This window comes from Candidatus Pelagibacter sp. Uisw_113 (genome assembly GCF_047717815.1).
Classification (GTDB): domain Bacteria; phylum Pseudomonadota; class Alphaproteobacteria; order Pelagibacterales; family Pelagibacteraceae; genus Pelagibacter.
In genome coordinates this window covers 1,083,296-1,103,716 of record NZ_CP159809.1, presented here as the reverse complement: position 1 = coordinate 1,103,716, position 20,421 = coordinate 1,083,296, and the positions used below count along the sequence as shown (strand labels likewise).

General features: G+C 28.2%; 26 protein-coding genes. 13 read left to right on the top strand and 13 right to left on the bottom strand.

The window, feature by feature from the left end:
• Window positions 1-3: 3 nt before the first annotated feature.
• The 3 genes from lspA to ABXT39_RS05970 are packed head-to-tail and all read left to right on the top strand — an operon-like array spanning window position 4 to window position 1,966.
• The gene (gene lspA, locus ABXT39_RS05980) at window positions 4-486 is read left to right on the top strand and encodes a signal peptidase II (RefSeq protein WP_415294819.1); all 483 of its coding nucleotides are present in this window, start codon (window positions 4-6) and stop codon (window positions 484-486) included.
• Window positions 483-809 carry a hypothetical protein gene (locus ABXT39_RS05975; RefSeq protein WP_415294818.1) on the top strand — a complete coding sequence of 109 codons (327 nt, stop codon included), beginning with the start codon at window positions 483-485 and terminating at the stop codon, window positions 807-809. The genes lspA and ABXT39_RS05975 overlap by 4 nt, the downstream gene beginning before the upstream one ends.
• A complete protein-coding gene (locus ABXT39_RS05970) occupies window positions 809-1,966 on the top strand; it encodes a glucose-6-phosphate isomerase (RefSeq protein WP_415294817.1) in 1,158 nt (385 codons plus the stop codon). The genes ABXT39_RS05975 and ABXT39_RS05970 overlap by 1 nt, the downstream gene beginning before the upstream one ends.
• On the opposite strand, the gene rsmD is transcribed toward ABXT39_RS05970, so the two are convergent.
• Together rsmD and purD are read right to left on the bottom strand one after the other, a co-directional pair.
• A complete protein-coding gene (rsmD, locus tag ABXT39_RS05965) occupies window positions 1,963-2,526 on the bottom strand; it encodes a 16S rRNA (guanine(966)-N(2))-methyltransferase RsmD (RefSeq protein ID WP_415294816.1) in 564 nt (187 codons plus the stop codon). The genes ABXT39_RS05970 and rsmD overlap by 4 nt on opposite strands.
• The gene (gene purD, locus ABXT39_RS05960; RefSeq protein ID WP_415294815.1) at window positions 2,523-3,788 is read right to left on the bottom strand and encodes a phosphoribosylamine--glycine ligase; all 1,266 of its coding nucleotides are present in this window, start codon (window positions 3,786-3,788) and stop codon (window positions 2,523-2,525) included. Before purD ends, rsmD begins: the two co-directional genes overlap by 4 nt.
• A gap of 23 nt (window positions 3,789-3,811) precedes the next feature.
• On the opposite strand from purD, the gene ABXT39_RS05955 reads away from it, so the two are divergent.
• Window positions 3,812-4,000 (top strand): DUF2093 domain-containing protein, encoded by a 189-nt coding sequence (locus ABXT39_RS05955; RefSeq protein WP_415294814.1) that lies wholly within the window; start codon window positions 3,812-3,814, stop codon window positions 3,998-4,000.
• A gap of 16 nt (window positions 4,001-4,016) precedes the next feature.
• Here the strand turns inward: ABXT39_RS05955 and ABXT39_RS05950 are convergent, their stop codons facing one another.
• The 5 genes from ABXT39_RS05950 to ubiA are packed head-to-tail and all read right to left on the bottom strand — an operon-like array spanning window position 4,017 to window position 9,657.
• Complete coding sequence (locus ABXT39_RS05950; RefSeq protein WP_415294813.1) at window positions 4,017-4,868, bottom strand: lysophospholipid acyltransferase family protein; 852 nt, start codon at window positions 4,866-4,868, stop codon at window positions 4,017-4,019.
• Window positions 4,865-5,803: a tetraacyldisaccharide 4'-kinase gene (gene lpxK, locus ABXT39_RS05945; RefSeq protein WP_415294812.1), complete on the bottom strand. Its 939-nt coding sequence runs from the start codon at window positions 5,801-5,803 to the stop codon at window positions 4,865-4,867. The genes ABXT39_RS05950 and lpxK overlap by 4 nt, the downstream gene beginning before the upstream one ends.
• A complete protein-coding gene (locus ABXT39_RS05940) occupies window positions 5,784-7,049 on the bottom strand; it encodes a 3-deoxy-D-manno-octulosonic acid transferase (RefSeq protein WP_415294811.1) in 1,266 nt (421 codons plus the stop codon). The genes lpxK and ABXT39_RS05940 overlap by 20 nt, the downstream gene beginning before the upstream one ends.
• Window positions 7,049-8,788 carry an ABC transporter ATP-binding protein gene (locus ABXT39_RS05935; protein WP_415294810.1) on the bottom strand — a complete coding sequence of 580 codons (1,740 nt, stop codon included), beginning with the start codon at window positions 8,786-8,788 and terminating at the stop codon, window positions 7,049-7,051. Before ABXT39_RS05935 ends, ABXT39_RS05940 begins: the two co-directional genes overlap by 1 nt.
• Window positions 8,788-9,657 (bottom strand): 4-hydroxybenzoate octaprenyltransferase, encoded by an 870-nt coding sequence (gene ubiA / locus ABXT39_RS05930; RefSeq protein ID WP_415294809.1) that lies wholly within the window; start codon window positions 9,655-9,657, stop codon window positions 8,788-8,790. The genes ABXT39_RS05935 and ubiA overlap by 1 nt, the downstream gene beginning before the upstream one ends.
• Window positions 9,658-9,709: 52 nt before the next feature.
• Here ubiA and ABXT39_RS05925 point away from each other — a divergent pair, with 52 nt between their 5' ends.
• On the top strand, window positions 9,710-10,114 hold the full coding sequence (locus ABXT39_RS05925) for a DUF2721 domain-containing protein (RefSeq protein WP_271492627.1): 405 nt from the start codon (window positions 9,710-9,712) through the stop codon (window positions 10,112-10,114).
• On the opposite strand, the gene ABXT39_RS05920 is transcribed toward ABXT39_RS05925, so the two are convergent.
• From ABXT39_RS05920 to ABXT39_RS05905, 4 genes are read right to left on the bottom strand one after another with little or no spacing between them, the layout of a single operon-like run.
• On the bottom strand, window positions 10,111-11,085 hold the full coding sequence (locus tag ABXT39_RS05920; RefSeq protein WP_415294808.1) for a quinone oxidoreductase family protein: 975 nt from the start codon (window positions 11,083-11,085) through the stop codon (window positions 10,111-10,113). The genes ABXT39_RS05925 and ABXT39_RS05920 overlap by 4 nt on opposite strands.
• Window positions 11,085-11,924: a pirin family protein gene (locus ABXT39_RS05915; RefSeq protein ID WP_415294807.1), complete on the bottom strand. Its 840-nt coding sequence runs from the start codon at window positions 11,922-11,924 to the stop codon at window positions 11,085-11,087. Before ABXT39_RS05915 ends, ABXT39_RS05920 begins: the two co-directional genes overlap by 1 nt.
• Window positions 11,925-11,926: 2 nt before the next feature.
• A complete protein-coding gene (locus tag ABXT39_RS05910) occupies window positions 11,927-12,337 on the bottom strand; it encodes a DoxX family membrane protein (protein WP_415275541.1) in 411 nt (136 codons plus the stop codon).
• 8 nt (window positions 12,338-12,345) lie between these two features.
• Complete coding sequence (locus ABXT39_RS05905; protein WP_415294806.1) at window positions 12,346-12,585, bottom strand: CDGSH iron-sulfur domain-containing protein; 240 nt, start codon at window positions 12,583-12,585, stop codon at window positions 12,346-12,348.
• Window positions 12,586-12,679: 94 nt separating this feature from the next.
• Here ABXT39_RS05905 and ABXT39_RS05900 point away from each other — a divergent pair, with 94 nt between their 5' ends.
• Window positions 12,680-13,039, top strand: coding sequence for a winged helix-turn-helix transcriptional regulator (locus ABXT39_RS05900; RefSeq protein WP_415294805.1), 360 nt, complete (start codon window positions 12,680-12,682; stop codon window positions 13,037-13,039).
• Here the strand turns inward: ABXT39_RS05900 and ABXT39_RS05895 are convergent.
• Window positions 13,032-13,694 carry a haloacid dehalogenase type II gene (locus ABXT39_RS05895; protein WP_415294804.1) on the bottom strand — a complete coding sequence of 221 codons (663 nt, stop codon included), beginning with the start codon at window positions 13,692-13,694 and terminating at the stop codon, window positions 13,032-13,034. The genes ABXT39_RS05900 and ABXT39_RS05895 overlap by 8 nt on opposite strands.
• 17 nt (window positions 13,695-13,711) lie before the next feature.
• Here ABXT39_RS05895 and ABXT39_RS05890 point away from each other — a divergent pair, with 17 nt between their 5' ends.
• The 6 genes from ABXT39_RS05890 to ABXT39_RS05865 all read left to right on the top strand — a co-directional run bounded on the left by ABXT39_RS05890 (window position 13,712) and on the right by ABXT39_RS05865 (window position 19,104).
• The gene (locus tag ABXT39_RS05890; protein ID WP_415294803.1) at window positions 13,712-14,413 is read left to right on the top strand and encodes an RsmE family RNA methyltransferase; all 702 of its coding nucleotides are present in this window, start codon (window positions 13,712-13,714) and stop codon (window positions 14,411-14,413) included.
• Between the two features lie 81 nt (window positions 14,414-14,494).
• On the top strand, window positions 14,495-15,310 hold the full coding sequence (coxB, locus tag ABXT39_RS05885; RefSeq protein ID WP_415286157.1) for a cytochrome c oxidase subunit II: 816 nt from the start codon (window positions 14,495-14,497) through the stop codon (window positions 15,308-15,310).
• A 2-nt stretch (window positions 15,311-15,312) separates the two neighbouring features.
• On the top strand, window positions 15,313-16,950 hold the full coding sequence (gene ctaD, locus ABXT39_RS05880; RefSeq protein WP_415294802.1) for a cytochrome c oxidase subunit I: 1,638 nt from the start codon (window positions 15,313-15,315) through the stop codon (window positions 16,948-16,950).
• 163 nt (window positions 16,951-17,113) lie between these two features.
• Complete coding sequence (locus ABXT39_RS05875; protein ID WP_415291314.1) at window positions 17,114-17,650, top strand: cytochrome c oxidase assembly protein; 537 nt, start codon at window positions 17,114-17,116, stop codon at window positions 17,648-17,650.
• A 2-nt stretch (window positions 17,651-17,652) separates the two neighbouring features.
• Window positions 17,653-18,441 carry a cytochrome c oxidase subunit 3 gene (locus tag ABXT39_RS05870; RefSeq protein WP_415294801.1) on the top strand — a complete coding sequence of 263 codons (789 nt, stop codon included), beginning with the start codon at window positions 17,653-17,655 and terminating at the stop codon, window positions 18,439-18,441.
• Between the two features lie 9 nt (window positions 18,442-18,450).
• Window positions 18,451-19,104, top strand: coding sequence for an SURF1 family protein (locus tag ABXT39_RS05865; RefSeq protein ID WP_415294800.1), 654 nt, complete (start codon window positions 18,451-18,453; stop codon window positions 19,102-19,104).
• Window positions 19,105-19,115: 11 nt separating this feature from the next.
• Here the strand turns inward: ABXT39_RS05865 and ABXT39_RS05860 are convergent, their stop codons facing one another.
• Window positions 19,116-19,703, bottom strand: coding sequence for an SCO family protein (locus tag ABXT39_RS05860; protein WP_415294799.1), 588 nt, complete (start codon window positions 19,701-19,703; stop codon window positions 19,116-19,118).
• Window positions 19,704-19,736: 33 nt separating this feature from the next.
• Here ABXT39_RS05860 and ABXT39_RS05855 point away from each other — a divergent pair, with 33 nt between their 5' ends.
• Window positions 19,737-20,417, top strand: coding sequence for a cytochrome c oxidase subunit 3 (locus tag ABXT39_RS05855; RefSeq protein WP_415294798.1), 681 nt, complete (start codon window positions 19,737-19,739; stop codon window positions 20,415-20,417).
• Window positions 20,418-20,421: the final 4 nt, after the last annotated feature.

Here is a 20,421-nt window from a genome sequence, read left to right as displayed (position 1 = left end):
TAAATGTTTAAAATAAATTTTAAAAAAGTCTTATTTAACTTTACAATAATCACTTTAATTTTTTTGATAGATAGAATTTCAAAAAATTTTATTTTAAAAATTGCAGAACAAGAGAGTTTAGTTGATATATATATTAACCCGTATTTAAATTTTTATCTAATTTGGAACAAAGGAATTGCTTTTGGTTTATTTTCTTTTGATCAAAATCTTATCTATAATTTAATAACTTTAATTATCGTTGTAATTTCATTTATAATAATAATTTTAGTAATAAAAACAAACGGTATTGAGAGGTATTTATTTACTTTAGTTTTTGGAGGAGCTATTAGTAATCTTTACGATAGGATATATTATAAGGCAGTCCCAGATTTCATCGATTTTCATATTGCAGAATATCACTGGTTCGTGTTTAATGTGGCAGATATATTCATTACACTGGGCATTGTGTCAATTATACTAACAGAAGTTTTAAAAAAAGATAAATGAAAAAAACTAAAATCATATTTCAGATAATTTTTTTGACTATTTTTTTGGCAAGCTGTGCAAGTGTTAAAAGAGGCATAGAAGGTAAAAGAATTAGCAAAGGAGAAGAATTTTTGATAGAAAAAAAAAATTCACTTGAAATTCCTCCAGATTTTGGAGATTTACCACTCCCCAAAAAAAGTAATGATGAAGATAATATATTATTAAATGAAGAAACAAATATTGAAAAACTTTTTAAAAAAAATAAAAACGTAGATGTTTCAAAAACAATTAATAAAAATATAACAATAGAAAAATCAATCTTAAGAAAAATCAAGAAAAATTAGTGATAACAAAAAATATTAATTTTAAGAATTTTCAAGTAAAAAAAAATTTTCTTAAGGTTAAAAAAGACCTTAAGTTGCTCTTAAAAGAAAATAATACTGTACTTAAATCACTTAGTACTTCTTATAAAAATACTTACAAAGTTAAAATGATTCAAAAATTTAAGAATCGTGATAATATTAGAATTATCGGTATGGGTGGTTCAATTTTAGGAGCAGAGTCTATTTATGATTTTTTAAATGATAAAATAAAAAAAAAATTTTACTTTATAAACAACCTCGAACCAAAAATTAAAAAATATAATAGTAAAAAAATAAATATCAATTTAATCATATCCAAATCTGGAAATACACTTGAAACTATTTCAAATACAAATGTTTATTTAAAAAAAAAAGATAAAAATATTTTTATTACTGAAAATAAAAATAGTTACTTAACCTATTTAGCCAAAGATCTAAAAGCGGAAATTATTCACCACAATAATTTTATAGGAGGACGTTATTCTGTGTTATCAGAAGTAGGCATGTTACCTGCGGAATTAATGGGACTAAATTCAAGAAAATTTAAACAATTAAATAGTTTAATTAAAAATAAAAATTTTATTAATCATTTAACAGCAAATGTGGCAAATACACTTTATTTTTTAAAACAAAAAAAATTAAATTCAATAATTTTAAATTATGATGAGAAATCAAATAATTTATTTAAATGGTATCAACAATTAGTAGCCGAAAGTCTAGGAAAAAAAAATAATGGTATACTTCCAATAATATCGACCATGCCAAAAGACAATCATAGTTTGATGCAACTTTATTTAGATGGACCCAAAAATAATTTTTTTACCTTCTTTTTTGTTAGAGAAAATGATTCTGATAAATTTGTTAATAAAAATATACTTTCTACACATAACTTCTTAAAAAATAAAAATTTAAACCAAATAATATTTTCACAAAAATTAGCTACAGAAAATGTGTTCCTTAAGAAAAATATACCCTTTAGAAGTTTTGAAATTATTAAAAGAGATGAAAAATCTCTAGGCGAACTTTTTTGTTTTTTTATTTTAGAAACTATTTTAATAGGTAGGGCCTTAAAAATAAACCCATACAATCAACCTGCAGTAGAGCTAATTAAAAATGAAACCAAGAAAATTTTACTCTAATTAAATTTACCAAAAATAACTTTCGATATTCCATAGGTTTTTTCCTCTATAATTCTAAATTCTTTTGGAAAACTATCTTCTTCATTTTTTTGTCTATGGATGATTATTACACCTTCATTATTTAATATTTTTGAATTTAATATTTGTAACAACATTAAATCGAGACTTTTTTCTTTATAGGGTGGATCCATAAAAATTATATCAAACTTTTCTTTAAAATTTCTATAATCTAAAGTCTTCAATATATCTTTTTCTATAACAATTGCTTCTTTCTCATAATTTAAGCTTGAAATATTTTTTTTTAAAATCATTAAAACTTCTTTATAATTCTCAACAAATGTTGATTTAGCAGACCCTCTTGACAAACATTCTAGTCCGAATGATCCCACACCTGAAAATAAATCTAAAATATTTGAATCTTCAAGTACAACATTAAATTTATTAGAATGAGCAACTATATTAAAAATTGATTCTTTTGTTAAATCTTTAAGTGGACGTGTTGCCTTATCTCTTGGCTGAAGAATTTTTTTACCACGGTATTTCCCTGAAATTATTCTCATTCATTTATTACTTTATGACCAATATCTTTTCGGTAGAAGCCCTTATTCCAACCTAAAGAATTAATTGAATTAATTACCTTTTTTCTTGCGTCTAAAAAATTTTCAGACAAACAAACAAAATTTAATACTCTTCCACCTGAAGCATAGATTTTATTCTCTTTTTTTGTAGTTCCTGCATGAAAACAATATTCATTTACATTACTTTGAATTTTATCTAAATTTTCAATTAATACGTTTCTTTCATATTCATCTGGATATCCTTTTGAACAAAGGACAATGCATAAGCTTTTTTCTTTTTTCCACTCTAATTTTATTTTGTTAAGTGTTTGGTTGCAACATGCTAAAAGAATTTGTAATAAATCAGTCTTTAGTTTTGGTAAAATAGTTTGACACTCAGGATCTCCCATTCGAACATTATATTCAATCAAAAAGGGTTCATCCTTAATAATCATTAACCCCACATACAAAAAACCCTTATAATTTGTTCCAATATCCTTCAAGCCTTTGATTGTTGGATTTATTATTTTTTTAATAATTTTGTTTTCTAACTCTTTATTAATTAATCTTGAAGGTGAATAGGCCCCCATTCCTCCAGTATTTTTTCCAAAATCACCCTCTAATACTCTCTTATGATCTTGTGCTGTTTCAAAATTTTGAATTGTTAATCCATCAGTTATGATAAAATAACTCATCTCTTCACCTTTTAAAAACTCTTCAATTAGTAAATTTTTTGCTACTCCAAATTTTCCATTAAATATTTCTTTAGTAGCTAATTCTGCATCACTTTTGTTGTTGCAAATATAAACACCTTTACCCGAAGCTAGTCCATCAGCTTTTATAACTATAGGATAATCAGTTTCTTTTATAAATTCTTCAGTCTCTTTAATGTTCTTAAATATTCCAAATTTTGCAGTTGGAATCTTGTATTTTTTACAAAGCTCTTTAGTGAATATTTTAGAACCTTCAAGTTGGGAGGCTACTTTATTTGGACCAAAAACCTTGATGTTATTTTTTTCAAAGAAATCAACTATCCCATCAACTAGTGGTTTTTCAGGACCTACTATCATAAGGTCAATTTTATTAGATGTTATAAAATTTTTTAATTCTTCAAAATTTTCTATATTTAAAGATACATTTTCAGCTAAATATGAGGTTCCTGCATTACCTGGAAAACAGTATATTTTTTTAATATCTGGTGATTTATTCAATGAAACACAAATGGAATGTTCTCGCCCACCGCTTCCAATTATTCCGACTTTCATATAGAGATACATATAAACTAAAAATGAATAAAAAATTAGCTAAAATAAAATATTTACCAAATAATTTTGAAATCCTTGAGCAAGGGGATCATGTTATCTGTGCAATATCAGGAAAGTCTATTAACTTGGAGTATCTAAATTATTGGAATGTGGATCTTCAAGAGCCATATTATTCATACAAGGAAGCTGCTATAAAGAAAGAGAACAACTAAATATATTTAGTTTTGATCACTTCCATCGATTGTGAGACCATATCCATTGACCTGGATTTTGTAAGATCATTCTTTCTAATAATGAATTTAATTTTAAAGTGATCGTATCAATAGTTTCATCTTCTGAAAAATTAATAGGTGCATGCACTGTAAGTCTAAAATCTATGTCTTTAATTCGCTCAATATATATTGGTACTACTTTACATCTAAATTTTTTAACAAATTGGGCTGGTATAGTTGTCGTTAAAGCCTCGTTTTTAAAAAATTTTGATAAAATTCCTTCTGAGACTCTTTGATCAATCATTAGTGCAATAGAAGAACCTTTCTTAAATAACGAAAGAAGTTGTCTTGTTCCAGAAGAACCTTTTTTAATTTGGTTTTTACAAATATATTTTTTCCGAATTTTTTCCATAAAATAGTTTAAAAATTTATTATTAAGTGGCCTATAAATTGCAGCCAGGTTAATGCCAGATTTTTCAATTTGCATAGCCATTAATTCAAAGTTATTAAAATGCCCAGAAACAAATATGACTTGTTCGTTACTTTCTTTTAATTCATCAAGGATTTGCTGGCCTTTTATTTCTATATTGTTTCTAAATCTAAATTCACTCAAGAACATGTACTCAGAAAGAATTCTTCCATAATTTCCCCACATTGTTCTAGAAATTTTATTTATTTCACTGTTACTTAAATTAGGTAGAGCTTTTAGGATATTTTTATTTATAGTTTGTTTTGATCTAAAAAATGGACCCAATAAACTAAATATTATCTTAGAAAAATTAGACGCCATTCTTAATCCTAGTACTTTAAATAAAATAAAAAATATTGAAATAATCAAAAATTGAATAAAATATTTTATCAATTTCATATAATAGTTTTTATCAAATTTATTAATTCTTTTTCTTTTTTTAAAACAAGCTCGATTTCTAAAAAGTTTATTCCTTTGCTAATTCTTGGGTTAAGTTTTACGTGGTCTTTTTCTGTTGTCATAATTTTGGCATTTAGTTTTTTTGCTAAGTTCTTTATATTGTTTATTTCGCTTGAATTATACTGATAATGATCTGGAAATATAATTTCTTTAATTATATTGAAATTATTATCAACTAATGTTTTTTTAAAACTTTCAGGGTTTCCAATTCCAGAAAAAATTACATATTTTTCTTTTTTATCAAATTTTTTATTTTTCTTTGGTTTATAAAATGTTTCAAAAATCTTTATTTTTTTATTAAATTTCTTTATCAATGGTTTTAATTTATAAATATTTTCATCATTACCATTAAGAAAAACTGCATCATATTTATTTAGACTTTTTAATTTTTCCCTCAAAGGACCGGCTGGAATTAAAAAACCATTTCCAAAAAAGGTTAATTTATTAAAACAAACAAATTTTAAGTCATAGTTTATTGATTTATCTTGTAGTCCATCATCAAATACCACTATATCCATATTGTCTTTGATGGCCTTTTGGATTGCATACTTTCTATCCTTAAAACAATATAATTTGGTTTGTTTTGTAAGTATTTTTTGCTCATCAGCTTGATCAGCATACCATTTTTTTATGGTAGCAGTTCTTGGGTTCATTCTTTTTAAGATCTGGTAAATTTTAATAGTTAAAGGTGTTTTTCCAGTACCTCCAACATATATATTACCCACACAAATACTTTTAATATTTTGGTATTTTTTTCGAGTGCTAAAACTTAATATAAAGTTATTTAAAATGAATGGTACCGTAAAGGGTAATAACAAATATGAAATAATATTTGGTCTTTTGTAATCCCAAAAACTAGGTTTTTTTAATTTCATTGTTCTTGATAAGTAAATTTATTTCTTTAAATGTATTATTTAAAACTTTATTACCCAAATTGTTTATTTTTGACTTAATATTTTTGTAATTATTTTTTTTATCCAACAAGATTATAATTATTTTTATCATTTGATTTATGTTTTTAACTTTATTGGATATTTTGAATTTTTTTAATAAATCGTATATTTCCTCAAAATTCCGAACATTAGGTCCATGCACTATATTACAGCCATATCTAGCAGCCTCTAAAGGGTTTTGTCCACCATGCTCTATCAACGATCCGCCTAAAAAAACAATCTTGTTAACCTTAAAAAAAGATTTTGTTTTTCCATAAGAATCTACCAAATATATATCTGTATTTTTATTGATTTCATTTTTTGAATTATGAATGTGCGTATTGAGATCTAATTTTTTCATTTCATTTTTAATTTTATTTATTCTCTCAACATGTCGGGGTATAATTATTGTTAATAAATTCTTATATTTAGATTTAAGTTTTTTATGAACTTGCGCGCAAAATTTTTCTTCACCATCATGTGTGCTTGATGCACACCAGATTGTTCTAGAGAGAAATTGTTTTTTTAAATTGTAATTTAAAGTGTATTCTTCTTTTTCACTTTGAGAGTATTTCAAATTTCCAATATATTTAATATTTCTTGCTCCTAGTATTTTGAGATATTTTCTTGATTGTTCGTTTGAAGTAAGACAAGTGTCAAAACTTTGAAATATTTTTCTTGAGATACTAGGTATTTTAAACCATCTTATAAAAGATTTTTTAGTTATTCTCGCATTAAGTAAAATTAAAGGGATAGATTTTTTTTTAATACTAATTATCATATTGGGCCAGATTTCAGAGTCCACAAAAATGGCAATTGATGGTTTCCAATATTCCAAAAACTTTATACTATTAATTTTAGTATCTATAGGAAAAAATTGATGAATAGTTTTTTTTAACCTCAAGTTAGATAAGATTTTAGAAGAACTTAATGTATTTGAGGTTATTAAAATCTGCTTTATTTTTTTATTTTTTTCTAATTTTTCGACTACAGGGATTATACTTAAAATTTCACCTACACTTGCTCCATGAATCCATATCAACTTACCTTTTATTTTTTTTTTAGAAAAAAAACAAAATTTTTCTTTAAATCGTATTAAGTCCTCTTTTTTTTTAAACAATCTATAAATGATAATTATAGGAGATAGAATAAAAATTATATTTATTGTTATTCTATAAATAAAGAGCATTAAACTTTTCTTATTTGTTTTTCATAAAAATTTTTATATATAGGTGAGTTTTCTAATAATTCTTTATGCTTTCCTTCAGCAACAACTTCCCCCTTATCTAACACAAATATTTTTTCTGAATTTAAAATTGTTGAAAGTCTGTGTGCTATTACAAGTGTTGTCTTACCTTTAGTTAGATGGTTTAATCCTTTTTGTATTTTATCTTCTGTTTCTGCATCTAAAGATGATGTTGCTTCATCCAAAAGAATAATGGGAGTGCTTTTTAAAATAGCTCTTGCGATAGAGAGCCTTTGTTTTTCGCCACCTGATAGTCTCACACCATCTTCACCAATCTGGGTATTGTATTTTTCTGGAATTTTTTCTATAAAATCACTTGCTTGAGCTTCTTCTGATGCATTTATAATATTTTCATTTGTCGCTGCTGAGTTGGCATAGGCTATATTGTTTTTAATTGTATCATCAAATAATGTTGTTTCTTGACTTACTAAAGAAATATTTTTTCTTAAAGATTTAATTGTTGAATTATAGATTGACTGATTATCGATTAAAATATCTCCGTCTGAGCAGTTAAAAAACCTTGGAATCAAATTTAGTATAGTAGATTTCCCTGCACCACTATGCCCGACTAATGCATTCATTTTTCCACCTACTATTTCAAGATTTATAGATTTTAAGACATTCGTCGTACTATTTTTATATCTGAAAGTTACATTTTTGAATTTTATATTGCCTTTGTTTACCTGTAATTCAACGGCATTCTCTTTTTCTGAAATTTTATTTTCTATATCCATTATGGGTAATATTCTCCTAGCAGAAGAAAGACCTTGATTTATTCCCATATTTAAAGTCGCAAGAGACCTGACTGGCTGATATGCCATCATCATTGCAGCTAAAAAAGAAAAAAAGTTATTTATTTCAAGCTCACCCTCAAGAATTAATTTTCCTGAAAACCAAATTAATGATGCTATCATTATGCCTGTAAGTGTCTCCATGATTGGTGTGGCTCGCATAAAAACAAAAGCCATTTTTTTTGTTTTATCTTTTAGTGAACTTATAAGAGATAAAAGCTTTTTTTGTTCGCTAACTTCTTTTTGAAATATTTTTATTAATTTATGATTTTTAAAAATTTCCATCAAATGAGTCGTAAGAAGACCAGAGTCTACCTGAGATTCTGTGGTCACTTTTCCCATTCTTTTACCTAAATTTTTTGAAACAAATGAAGCAAAGGGTATCATTATAATTGCTACTAAAGACAGTTTCCAGTTTTGATTAAACATTACAATAAGTAATGCAATTAGAGTTAAACTATCTTTAAAAAGATTTAATATTACTGTTGAAACAAGATTTGTGATCATTCCTGTATCAAAATTTATATTTGATATAAATTTTCCTGAATGCTTTTCATCAATAAGATCTGAATCCGCATCAATTAGTTTCCGTGTCATGTCTGATTGTATAATAGCTCTCAGTTCGTGTCCTACGGTAATCATGGTTGTTTTTGATGCATAAAGAAAAATACCCTTCATTGCAAAAGCTATTACAATTAGGCCAGGTATAATTAATAATAAACTTTGATCTTTATCAATAAAGAGTTTTTTTATTGCAGGATCAAGCAACCAAGCAATTGAAGCAGTACTTCCAGCAACTATTAATGAAAAAAAAATTGATAATAAAATTTTATATCTAAATTTTTTTGTATAAGTTTTATAAAGTCTTTTTAAAATTTCAAAATTACTCATTAGATAAATATTTTTCCTATAAGAATATTAATTAACATAACCAAACCTAAGAAGTTGTTACTTTTAAAAATCTCAAAACAATTTTTTGGATTTTTAAAATTTATTTTATAAACTTGAAAAAATAGTAGATGAGTTATTGGAATTAATAAAAAAATATAAAATAAATAATTAAAATTCATAAGAAATCCTAAAATAATTAATGAAGATATAAATGATAGGTAACATAATAATAGAAATTTTTTTGGGTTTTTTTTAAACTTGATAGATGTTGATTTAACTCCTATTATTTCATCATCTTTTATATCTTGAAAGCCATATACAGTGTCGTATCCTAGTGTCCAAAATATGGCTCCTAGATAAAAAATAATAGAAGCAATACTTATTTCACCTATTATTGATGTCCATCCTAAAATCAAACCATAGTTAAATGTTATTCCTAAAAATAGTTGTGGCCAATAAGTATACCTCTTCATTAAAGGGTAGCTAAATGCTAAGGGCATTGATCCTAATGCTAACACTATTGTTAAAGTATTGAAGTTTAATAAAACTAGTAGTGCAATTAAGCATAAAAAAACTACATAAGCTAAGCCTAGTTTTATGGATATCTTTCCAGACGCTATAGGTCTATTTTTTGTTCTTGAAACTTTTTTATCAAATTCTTTGTCTAAAACATCATTTACAATGCATCCTGCAGAACGCATTAGAACAGATCCTAAAAAAAACAATAACAAGTAAAAAAAATAATCATTTAAGTTTTTTGAAAAATCATAAGCAACAGTTAGTCCCCATGCACAAGGCCAAAATAATAGCATATAGCCAATGGGTCTTTTCAATCTTGTTAGCTCGATAAAAAGATTTAAATGTTTCATAATAATTTACTTGTAAATAACAAAGGCTAGTTTCATAATCAAATTGTTTCGTATGAATATAGATTACACAGTTACAGCATTAATGTTTCCAGCAATACCTTTGCTTATGAACATCTATAGTAATAGATTTCACTCATTAAGTAAGCTTATTAGACAGCTTCATGATGAACATGTGTATGAAAATCATATTCCTCCTGAGTGGAAAAAACAGTTTATAAATTTAAGTGGAAGAATTGTGTTATTGAAGTGGACCATCATGTTTGCAGCTTTTGGTCTTTTATTTAATTTGCTAACTGTATTTGCTCTTTATTTAAATGAAATTTTTGTAGCAAGGATAATTTTTGGATCTTGTTGTTTATCAATGATGGTTTCAATTTTAGTTTTCTTAAGAGAAATCCATATATCAACAAACGCATTAAAATTGCATATGTCTGATATGGATGTTGATTTAGATTAATTAGGAATAATAACTGCAGGGCCAGTTAATAGTCTTGCTTCTAATTCTTCATGAGCTTTTTTAGCATCATCAAGTGAGTATCTTTTTGAAATTTCAACTTTAAATTTCCCAGATAAAATTGCATCAAAAACTTTTTTAGCAGACTCAACCAATTCTTCTCTTGTCATGGTGTAATGTGCAATTGAAGGTCGAGTAAAAAATAATCCTTTTGCGTTAATATGTTTTTTAACATCTATAGTATCAACGTAACCTGATGCGTTACCAAAAGCGACCATCATGCCCCTAACCTTTAGGGTTTCAATTGAACCATCAAATGTTTTAATACCAACACCATCATAGACAACATCAACTCCATTTTTACCTACAATTTTTTCCACCTCTTCAACAAAGTTTGTGTCAGTATAATTTATTACATGATGACAGCCATTTTTTTTAGCAATAGCCTCTTTTTCTTTAGAGCCAACAGTTCCAATAACTTCAGCTCCTAATGCATTAGCCCACTGACATAATATTTGGCCCACACCACCAGCAGCTGCATGGTATAAAACTTTATCACTTTTTTTAATTGGGTAAGCTCTGTGTAATAAGTATTCAGCAGTTATTCCTTTAAGCATAATACAAGATGCAATTTCATCTGAAATACCTTCTGGAACTAAAACTAATTTTTCTTGAGGAAATAATTGTTTTTCTGAATAACTTCCAATTGGCATTGACGAGTGAGCCACTCTATCACCAACTTTAAACAGATCAACATCAGAACCAACTTCTTCAATTATTCCACATGCTTCTAGACCAATTCCACTTGGTAAAGGAATAGGGTACAGACCTGTTCGGTGATAAACATCAATATAGTTAAGACCGATTGATAAATTTTTTATCAAAACTTCTTTTGGACCCGGTTTACCGATTTCAGTATTTTTGACTTCTAAAACTTCAGGACCACCAAATTTTTCTATTTTAATAGTTTTCATTATTTTACAAATGTATCATTATGATAATCTTGAACTGCTTGCAAGATCTCTGCTTTAGTATTCATTACAAATGGACCTCCTCTAGCAATTGGCTCACCAATAGGTTTTCCAGATATCAATAAAAACTTAGCTTTAGTTAAGCTAGAAACTTTTAATTTTTCACCTCTAGTTAGAATAATTAAAGTAGAATCTTTAACAGCATCATGATCTTGATTTCCAACTTTAATTTCACCTTCAACTAAATATATTAATGAATTGTGAGTTGAGAGAAGATCAAAATTAAATTCTTTTCCTTTTTCAAGCTCTACATCAAAATAAACCGGCTCAACATTGTGACCTTTAACAGGCCCTTCCGCATCTTCAAATTTTCCAGCAATTACTTTAACTGTTTTATCATCATCTTTATGAGTGCTCATTTTATCTGCATCAATGTAAATGTACTCTGGTTTAGTCATCTTCAATTTAGCAGGCATGTTTACCCATAATTGAAATCCATGAAGCTTACCTTCTTTCATTGCAGGCATTTCCGAATGAATGATACCACTTCCAGTTTTCATCCACTGAACATCTCCAGCAGTCATTATTCCTTCACCACCTGTACTGTCTTTATGTTCAAAGTCGCCAGCAAGCATATATGTTACCGTTTCAATTCCTCTGTGAGGGTGAGGAGGGAAGCCTCCAATGTAATCATCTTTATTTTCAGAACCAAATTCATCCAACATTAAGAAAGGATCGTGGTAATCAATAAGGTGAGTGCCAATACTTCTTTTTAATTTAACACCAGCACCATCTGATGCTGCAACTGGTTCTATTATTTTTTCTACTTCGATTTGGCTCATATTTATGTTCGATTACCTTTAATTAAAAAATAAATTCCACCAATTAAAAGAAATATTTGTTCACTAGTAAATAGTTTTGTTGTGAAGAACCAGTCTTTGTGAGCAAAGATCAGTATAGTTATCATTAAGATGGTTATGTTTAGTCCCGATAGTCTTGTGAGTATATTTCCAAAAGGATTTTTAATAAAACCACTTATTATTAATACCAATCCAGTCAACAACTCAGATATAGCAACAGTTGATGCTAGTGCAGGTGATAAGTTAAAATAATCAATTAATCCTTGAGGAGGTAAAGGAAATTTACCTAAGCCATGAATTATAAAAGCTATCCCTATTCCAAATCTAAAAAATAAAGAGGCTAATCCGTCTATGTTTGAAAAAAAATTATTAACTTTATTATTTAAATTTTGCATTTCATCCTTTATTTTTTATTATGTGATCCATCACAAAATGGTTGATTGTTAGTTTGTTTACAAGCACAAAAAAACATTTTTTTAGTTTCTTCAGCCTTGTATGCCAGAGGTGTAAAATCTGTACCTTTATGTGATCCATCACAAAAAGGCTGCTTTGCACTTTTTCCACATGAACACCAATAATAAGATTTATCCTTTTCAACTTCAACAGCGATTGCACTTTCGCCTGCTCTTTCTCCATTATTCATATTTACCCTTTCAATTTGTTTGACTTGTACATAGTGCCTTGTTATGAATAATGCAATAACGCATAATAATCATACTAGTATATAAAAACATACCATGAAAAACTTAATAGATTGTCCAGCTGAAAGAGCCGTTTACTTTCTTGGAGGTAAATGGAAAATTAGAATTTTGTTTAGTTTGCTCCAAAGTAAAAAAATTAGATTTGGTGAACTTAAAAAAGGATTGAAAACCATTACACAACAAATGTTATCCAAGCAGCTAAAGGAATTAGAAGGAGATGGAATAGTTAATAGAAAAGTTATTCAAATAATGCCTCCAAAAGTTGAGTATTCACTTACTGAATTTGGCCTTTCGGTTATGCCTATCTTAAGATCTTTCTCAGAGTGGAATAAAAGGAATACTCGAACTATTTCAGTAAAGCTAAATAAGAATTTTGAAGAAAATAGGATTAGATAATTTTGAGTAACTGCTTTAAGTCTTTAATTTCATTTTTAGGTTTGTAATCAAGGTTGTCAAAAATATTATTATTTCTATTTACCCAAATAGAACTGTAACCATAATTTCCACCACCAGAAACATCCCAAGTATTAGCACTTAAAAATGCAACTTCTTCTTTTTGTATTTTGTATTTTTTAATTGGTATGTCATAAACTTTTGAGTCTGGTTTATAAATGCCAACTTCTTCAATTGAAAAAATATCATCAAATATATTATCTAGATTATTATTCTCAACTAATTCGTTAAGAAGAGAGGGTGTTCCATTTGAAAGAATACCTAATTTATAGTTATTTTCTTTAAGTTTTTTTAAAACTTCTGGCACTTCTTTAAAAGGTGAAAGAACTTTATAAAGATTTAATAATTCATTTTTCATTGAAATATCAATTTCAAATGCCTTCATTGATTTATCTAAGCTATCTTCGGTCACTTGCCAAAAGTCTTTATGTCTATTCATTAGACTTCTAAGCCAAGTGTACTCTAATTGAGTAGTTCGCCAGTAACTAGCAAAGCCTTCCCATTTATCACCAATTTTATCTTTGCATTTTTCTACAGCAGAGTTGACATCAAATAAAGTGCCATATGCATCAAAAATTATTGCTTTAATATTTTTCATAAATTAACTTAACATTAATGAGTAATATTAGATTATTTTTTAAAGAAAGTTTATCACTTAATTTAACTGCTAAGCTTGATAAATCACAATCTCACTATGTAAATAAAGTGATGAGAGTTAAAGTTGATGAAGTCTTCTCTTTATTTAATAGCAGTGGTGAGTGGGAAGCAAAAATTTTAACTATTTCAAAAAGTATTGTTGAATTTAATATTACAAAGCAATTAAGACAAAAAGAAAGTACCAAAGAATTGTGGTTAGCTTTTTCACCTATTAAATCGAATTATTTTAATTTTATGATTCAAAAGGCAACAGAGTTAGGAGCAACTAAATTTTTACCAATTATATTTGATAGAACGATAGTTAGAAAAATTAACAAAGAAAGATTGGAAAAAGTAATTATAGAAGCTGCTGAACAATCAAATAGGATTAATGTTCCATCTATTGAAGATCCTCAATCATTGAAAGATTTTTTAAGTAATGAAAAAATGGATTTAATATTTACAGATCTAAATTCTCAAAATAAAAAATTAGATTTAGATAAATTAACTAGTAATCCAACATGTGTTATTATTGGTCCAGAAGGAGATTTTTCAGAAGAAGAAAGAGGGGAGATTCTTACATTTAAGCACGTTCAGCCAATTAAAATAAATGAAAATATATTAAGATCAGAGACAGCAGTAATTTCAGCTCTATCTATTGTTAGTTATTTGATTAATTGATGGTTTTTAAAAGCTAAAGTGTGATTTTGTCGCAAAATCTAAAGTGTAAATTTTATGAAAGCACTTTATATACTGTTGTAAATGAACAAATTTTTACTTACAATTTTAGCAACTATCTACTCAACAGGTGCATTAGCCGATCAACCTAAAGAATGGCAACTAGGATTTCAAAACCCAGCCTCTGACGGAATGAGAGATATCGTTAGTTTTCATAATAATATTCTACTTCCAATAATTATTGCTATCACTGTCTTTGTTTTATTTCTTATGATTTATACTTGTATAAGATTTAGAGAATCAAAAAATCCAGTTCCATCAAAAACTACTCATAATGTTGCAGTAGAAGTTTTGTGGACATTAATTCCATGTTTAATTTTAATCGTAATGGCGATCCCATCATTTAAACTTTTATACAAGCAAGATACGATCCCAAAAGTCGATGTAACAATCAAAGCTGTTGGATATCAGTGGTACTGGGGATACGAATATCCCGACGAAAATATTATTTTTGAATCGTACATGATTAAAGAAGATGAGTTAAAAGAAAATCAACCAAGATTACTAACCGTTGATCACGAAGTTGTTGTGCCAGTTAATAAGGTGGTTAAGGTTTTAATTACTGCAAACGATGTCTTACACGCTTGGGCATTACCATCTTTTGGAGTTAAAAGAGATGCGGTTCCAGGAAGAATAAATGAAACTTGGTTTAAAGCTGAAAAAGTAGGAACATATTATGGTCAATGCTCTGAGTTATGTGGAATACAACATGCTTTTATGCCTATCACAGTAAGAGTTGTAACAGATGAAGAATATGCAATATGGCTAGCAGAAGCTAAAATGAAATTTGCAAAAGAGCCAATTACAGAAAATGAATATAAAAAACTAGCGAGTAAATAAAAATGTATACACAAACAGCATCACACGACGATCATCACACACCAACAGGTTGGAAACGTTGGGCTTATTCAACTAACCATAAAGATATTGGTACAATGTATTTAATTTTTGCAATTTTTGCAGGAATTATTGGAACAGCTTTTTCAGTATTAATGAGAATTGAATTAATGCATCCTGGCGATGGAATTTTAGGTGGAAATTATCACTTATATAATGTGTTGGTTACTGGTCATGGATTAATAATGATTTTCTTCATGGTAATGCCTGCAATGATTGGTGGTTTTGGTAATTGGTTTGTGCCAATTATGATTGGTGCACCTGATATGGCCTTTCCTAGAATGAATAATATTTCATTTTGGTTATTACCAGCTTCATTTATTTTATTACTACTTTCAATTTTTGTAGATGGCCCTCCAGGTCAACAAGGTGTTGGCGGAGGATGGACTTTATATCCGCCTTTATCTTCTAAAGCTGGACAGCCAGGACCTGCAATGGATTTTGCTATTTTAAGTTTGCACTTAGCCGGAGCTTCTTCAATTTTAGGAGCAGTTAACTTTATTACAACAATTTTGAATATGAGAACGCCAGGTATGACTTTGCACAAAATGCCATTATTTGCTTGGTCTGTTCTAGTTACAGCATTTTTATTGTTATTATCACTACCAGTTTTAGCTGGTGCAATTACAATGCTTTTAACGGATAGAAATTTTGGAACAGCATTTTTTGATGCTCAAACAGGTGGAGATCCTGTTTTGTACCAGCATTTATTTTGGTTCTTTGGTCATCCAGAAGTTTATATTTTGATACTTCCTGGTTTTGGAATGATCAGTCATATTGTTTCAACATTTTCTAAAAAACCAGTATTTGGATATTTGGGAATGGCTTACGCAATGGTTTCAATTGGTGTTGTAGGTTTTGTTGTTTGGGCTCACCACATGTATACGGTTGGTTTAAGCACTGATACTAAAGCTTATTTTATAGCAGCTACAATGATTATTGCAGTGCCAACGGGTATTAAAATATTTTCATGGATTGCAACAATGTGGGGTGGATCAATTTCATTTAAAACTCCAATGCTGTGGGCATTAGGCTTTATATTTTTATTTACAGTGGGTGGAGTAACAGGCGTTGTGCTTGCAAATGCAGGTGTTGATACTGCAATGCATGACACTTATTATGTGGTTGCTCATTTTCATTATGTATTATCTTTAGGAGCAGTATTCGCAATCTTTGCTGGATTTTATTATTGGTTTGGTAAAATGTCTGGTTATGAATATTCTGAAACCTTAGGAAAAATACATTTTTGGTTAACATTTATTGGAGTTAACTTGGTATTTTTCCCTCAACATTTTTTAGGTTTAGCAGGAATGCCAAGAAGATATGCTGATTACCCAGATGCATTTGCTGGATGGAATTACGTTTCATCAGTTGGCTCATACATAGCAGTTGGTGGTTTATTAGTATTTTTTGTTAACTTAATTTATTCTTTTTCTAAGAAAAAAGCTGCAGCTCAAAACCCTTGGGGAGAAGGGGCTACAACTTTAGAATGGACCATACCATCACCACCAAATTTCCATACTTTTGATGAGTTGCCGAAGTTTGTCGATGATCAGGATACTGAACAAACTAATACTCATTAAATTTTAAGAAAATTATTTTTAACAAATAAGATATTATTATGCTGACACTTGACAAAAAAACTAAAAAAAAAAACATCTTTACTGCGTTTGGAATAATAGCCTTCATGATATTCCTATTTTTTTTTACTCTCTATAATGTGGGAGTTTTTGACAGACAATTATGATCCAAAAAAAAACGCTTACTCCTATAATTTTAGCTGGAATCTTTTTTATCATGCTTGGCCTTTCATTTGCTGCGGTACCTTTATATGACATATTCTGTAGAGCGACTGGGTTCGGTGGAACTACGCAAATATCAAAAGAGGCACCAGATATAGTTTTAGATCAAAAAGTAAGTGTTCGCTTTGATACAAATGTAAACAAACTACCCTGGAATTTTAAAGTAAAGAAAAATGTTATGGATGTGAACATAGGTCAAGTGAATCGAATCGAATTTCAAGTAGAGAATTATGGCGATGAAACAACTTATGGTGTGGCTGCTTTTAATGTATCTCCCTCATCTTTTGGTAAATATTATAGTAAATTAGGCTGTTTTTGCTTTGAAAAGCAAGAGTTGAAAGCAGGAGAAAAAGCAACATATATAATGACTTTTTATTTAGATCCAGAAATGGTAAACGACCCAAACACTAAAAATATTAAAGATGTGACTATGTCCTATACTTTCTTTTCATCAGATTACTATAACCAATCAAAATTATAAAAATGTCAGCAGAAAAAAAACATGATTATCACTTAGTAGACCCAAGTCCTTGGCCTATTTATGTATCATTTTCTAGCTTATTTTTAGCAATAGGGACTGTCTATTATTTGCATAGTGAAGTTTCCTGGGGAATGTATTTGGGTTTTGCTCTTTTATTTTATGGAGTATACATGTGGTTTAGAGATGTAATCATAGAGTCGGTTGATCATAATCATCATACACCAGTTGTTAAAATTCACCTTAGATATGGAATGACTCTTTTTATCGCCTCCGAAGTAATGTTTTTTGTTGCGTGGTTTTGGGCTTATTTTAATGCAAGTTTATTTCCCACAGAACTCATGGGCAATGTTTGGCCTCCAAAAGACATAGTAACTTTTGACCCATGGGATATCCCACTTATCAATACATTAATTCTACTATTATCAGGAACTACAGTTACCTGGGCGCATCATGCTTTAGAAGAAGGTGATAGAGAAAGTTTTGTGCAAGGTTTGGCAATGACAGTTATTTTAGGTTTTAGCTTTTCTTTATTGCAGATTTATGAATACCATCATGCAAGTTTTGATTTTTCAGGAAATATATATGGTGCTGTGTTTTATATGGCAACAGGTTTTCATGGGTTTCACGTCATTGTAGGAACTATATTTTTAGCTGTATGTTGGTGGAGAGGCAAGACTGGTCATTACAAAAAAGGTGAGTTTTTCGGCTTTGAGGCTGCTGCGTGGTACTGGCATTTTGTTGATGTAGTATGGCTATTCCTATTTGCTTCAATCTATATTTGGGGAAGTTAATAGTTAACCTTGAGAAATAAACTTTTATTTTCAATTTTTGTATTCTTTTTTATATCTATATTTATAGCCTTAGGTAGCTGGCAACTAGTAAGATTAGATTGGAAAAATGAATTATTAAATAAAATTGATATTTCTTTGAAGAAAGAACCTGTTGATTTAATGACCAATGTTCCTGAGGACTATCTAAAAATCAAAACTTCAGGGGTTATAGATTTTGATAAACAAATTTATTTATATAGTTTAAATGAAAAAGGTGCACCAGGATTTAATGTTCTTAATCCAATTATAATTAATAATAAAAACTTTTTATTAAATAGAGGATGGATACCTTTTGATAAAAAAAATACTAAAGAAATTGATATTTTTGATCATAAAACTATTTTAGGGACGTTAAGAAAACAATCTAAGGCTAACAGGTTTAAGCCAGTTAATGATATTAATGATAATTACTGGTTTACTTTAGATAGGGATGATATTTTTCAATATACAAATAAAAAATTTTCACCATTTGTAATTTACTTAAATAATAATTTAGAATTACCAAAACCAAAAATTATTACTGTAAATATTTCAAATAGCCACAAAAAGTATGCTATTACTTGGTTTTCTTTAGCACTGTCAATTTTTTTATTTTATTTATATGTGAGAAAAAATACATATTAATTTTTACAAGCTTACAAATAATTCTTAATTATTTTAAAAATATTGTCCAAATTTTCATGATGACTAATTCGATCAATATACTTTCCTTTATCTAATAAAAGTATTGAAGAACTATGATTGATTAAATAACTACCGTCTTCATTAAAGATTTTTTCACTTAAAACACCCCATGATTTTGAAAGCAAAAATACTTTTTGTGGATCTCCAGTTATTCCATAGATCTTATTTTTAAATGAATTCAAGTAATCCTTAATTATTTGAGGATTGTCTCTTTCAGGATCAATACTTACAAAAAAAACTTTCAAATTTTTTTTCTCACTATCATCTAATTTTTCGATAACCTGATCTAGATTAGATAGTGTCATTGGACATATATCGGGACAATTTGTAAAACCAAAAAAAATTGCAGTTAACGGTCCTTGAAAAGATTTTTCTGTTATGGGCTCATTATTTACATCTGTTAAAGTAAATGCAGATCCGGTATATGAGGCTACAATATCTTCTTTCTTTTCTTGTATCGATAATACAATAGGCAACATAATAAATAAAAAAATTAACAAACAGCCACCCAGTATAGTTATTGAGGTCTTTAATTTCATATTTTATGAATTAATATATTATATATTATAATTATGTCTAAATTTATTAAAAAACTTTTTGGAACATTGTCTGATAAGCCTTGGGAAAAAGAACAGATGGAAAGTGATAACCGTCATCAAGGTAAAACTTTTGATATATCGTTGCAGACATCAGCCGTTATTGTTATCTTTGGTGTAAGTACTGTATTATTTACTTTAGTTGTTACAGGATACCTTTATAGCATTCCAGTGACTCAAGATACAGAGTATCTATTGAAACCTAATTTATTATGGTTAAACACTTTAATTTTATTATATGTTGCTTATTTTTTTAATAAAATCACAAATGATTTAAAAAAAAATAATTTTGAAAAAATTAAAAGGAATTTGCTTATAGTTGGCTTTTTAAGCTACGCTTTTTTATTTGGGCAGATCCTTTTTTGGTTTCAATTAATGAAAAATGGAAACTATGTTTCTACAAATAATTATTTTTCATCGTTTTATATTTTTACTGCACTTCATGGTTTACATCTTTTAGGAGGATTATTTTTTTGGGGGAAAGTTTTTTCCAAAGTTAATAAACTTAAAAAAGAAGAAATTATAAAAGAACAAAAAAGTATAGATGCACTATCTCTTTATTGGGCTTTTTTATTAATTGTTTGGTGTGTATTTTTTTTAATTATGTATGTTTTTAATGATACAGTTATTGCTTGGTGTCGAGCACTACTTGGTTAAATGC

Coding starts and splice junctions, on each gene's coding strand:
- ABXT39_RS05855 (WP_415294798.1), top strand. CDS start 19,737: ATGTCTAAATTTATTAAAAAACTTTTTGGAACATTGTCTGATAAGCCT.
- ubiA (WP_415294809.1), bottom strand. CDS start 9,657: ATGAAACATTTAAATCTTTTTATCGAGCTAACAAGATTGAAAAGACCC.
- ctaD (WP_415294802.1), top strand. CDS start 15,313: ATGTATACACAAACAGCATCACACGACGATCATCACACACCAACAGGT.
- ABXT39_RS05915 (WP_415294807.1), bottom strand. CDS start 11,924: ATGAGCCAAATCGAAGTAGAAAAAATAATAGAACCAGTTGCAGCATCA.
- ABXT39_RS05955 (WP_415294814.1), top strand. CDS start 3,812: ATGAATAAAAAATTAGCTAAAATAAAATATTTACCAAATAATTTTGAA.
- ABXT39_RS05950 (WP_415294813.1), bottom strand. CDS start 4,868: ATGAAATTGATAAAATATTTTATTCAATTTTTGATTATTTCAATATTT.
- ABXT39_RS05910 (WP_415275541.1), bottom strand. CDS start 12,337: ATGCAAAATTTAAATAATAAAGTTAATAATTTTTTTTCAAACATAGAC.
- ABXT39_RS05860 (WP_415294799.1), bottom strand. CDS start 19,703: ATGAAATTAAAGACCTCAATAACTATACTGGGTGGCTGTTTGTTAATT.
- coxB (WP_415286157.1), top strand. CDS start 14,495: ATGAACAAATTTTTACTTACAATTTTAGCAACTATCTACTCAACAGGT.
- ABXT39_RS05935 (WP_415294810.1), bottom strand. CDS start 8,788: ATGAGTAATTTTGAAATTTTAAAAAGACTTTATAAAACTTATACAAAA.
- ABXT39_RS05905 (WP_415294806.1), bottom strand. CDS start 12,585: ATGAATAATGGAGAAAGAGCAGGCGAAAGTGCAATCGCTGTTGAAGTT.
- ABXT39_RS05975 (WP_415294818.1), top strand. CDS start 483: ATGAAAAAAACTAAAATCATATTTCAGATAATTTTTTTGACTATTTTT.
- ABXT39_RS05940 (WP_415294811.1), bottom strand. CDS start 7,049: ATGCTCTTTATTTATAGAATAACAATAAATATAATTTTTATTCTATCT.
- ABXT39_RS05900 (WP_415294805.1), top strand. CDS start 12,680: ATGAAAAACTTAATAGATTGTCCAGCTGAAAGAGCCGTTTACTTTCTT.
- lspA (WP_415294819.1), top strand. CDS start 4: ATGTTTAAAATAAATTTTAAAAAAGTCTTATTTAACTTTACAATAATC.
- ABXT39_RS05925 (WP_271492627.1), top strand. CDS start 9,710: ATGAATATAGATTACACAGTTACAGCATTAATGTTTCCAGCAATACCT.
- purD (WP_415294815.1), bottom strand. CDS start 3,788: ATGAAAGTCGGAATAATTGGAAGCGGTGGGCGAGAACATTCCATTTGT.
- lpxK (WP_415294812.1), bottom strand. CDS start 5,803: ATGAAATTAAAAAAACCTAGTTTTTGGGATTACAAAAGACCAAATATT.
- ABXT39_RS05890 (WP_415294803.1), top strand. CDS start 13,712: ATGAGTAATATTAGATTATTTTTTAAAGAAAGTTTATCACTTAATTTA.
- ABXT39_RS05895 (WP_415294804.1), bottom strand. CDS start 13,694: ATGAAAAATATTAAAGCAATAATTTTTGATGCATATGGCACTTTATTT.
- ABXT39_RS05870 (WP_415294801.1), top strand. CDS start 17,653: ATGTCAGCAGAAAAAAAACATGATTATCACTTAGTAGACCCAAGTCCT.
- ABXT39_RS05920 (WP_415294808.1), bottom strand. CDS start 11,085: ATGAAAACTATTAAAATAGAAAAATTTGGTGGTCCTGAAGTTTTAGAA.
- rsmD (WP_415294816.1), bottom strand. CDS start 2,526: ATGAGAATAATTTCAGGGAAATACCGTGGTAAAAAAATTCTTCAGCCA.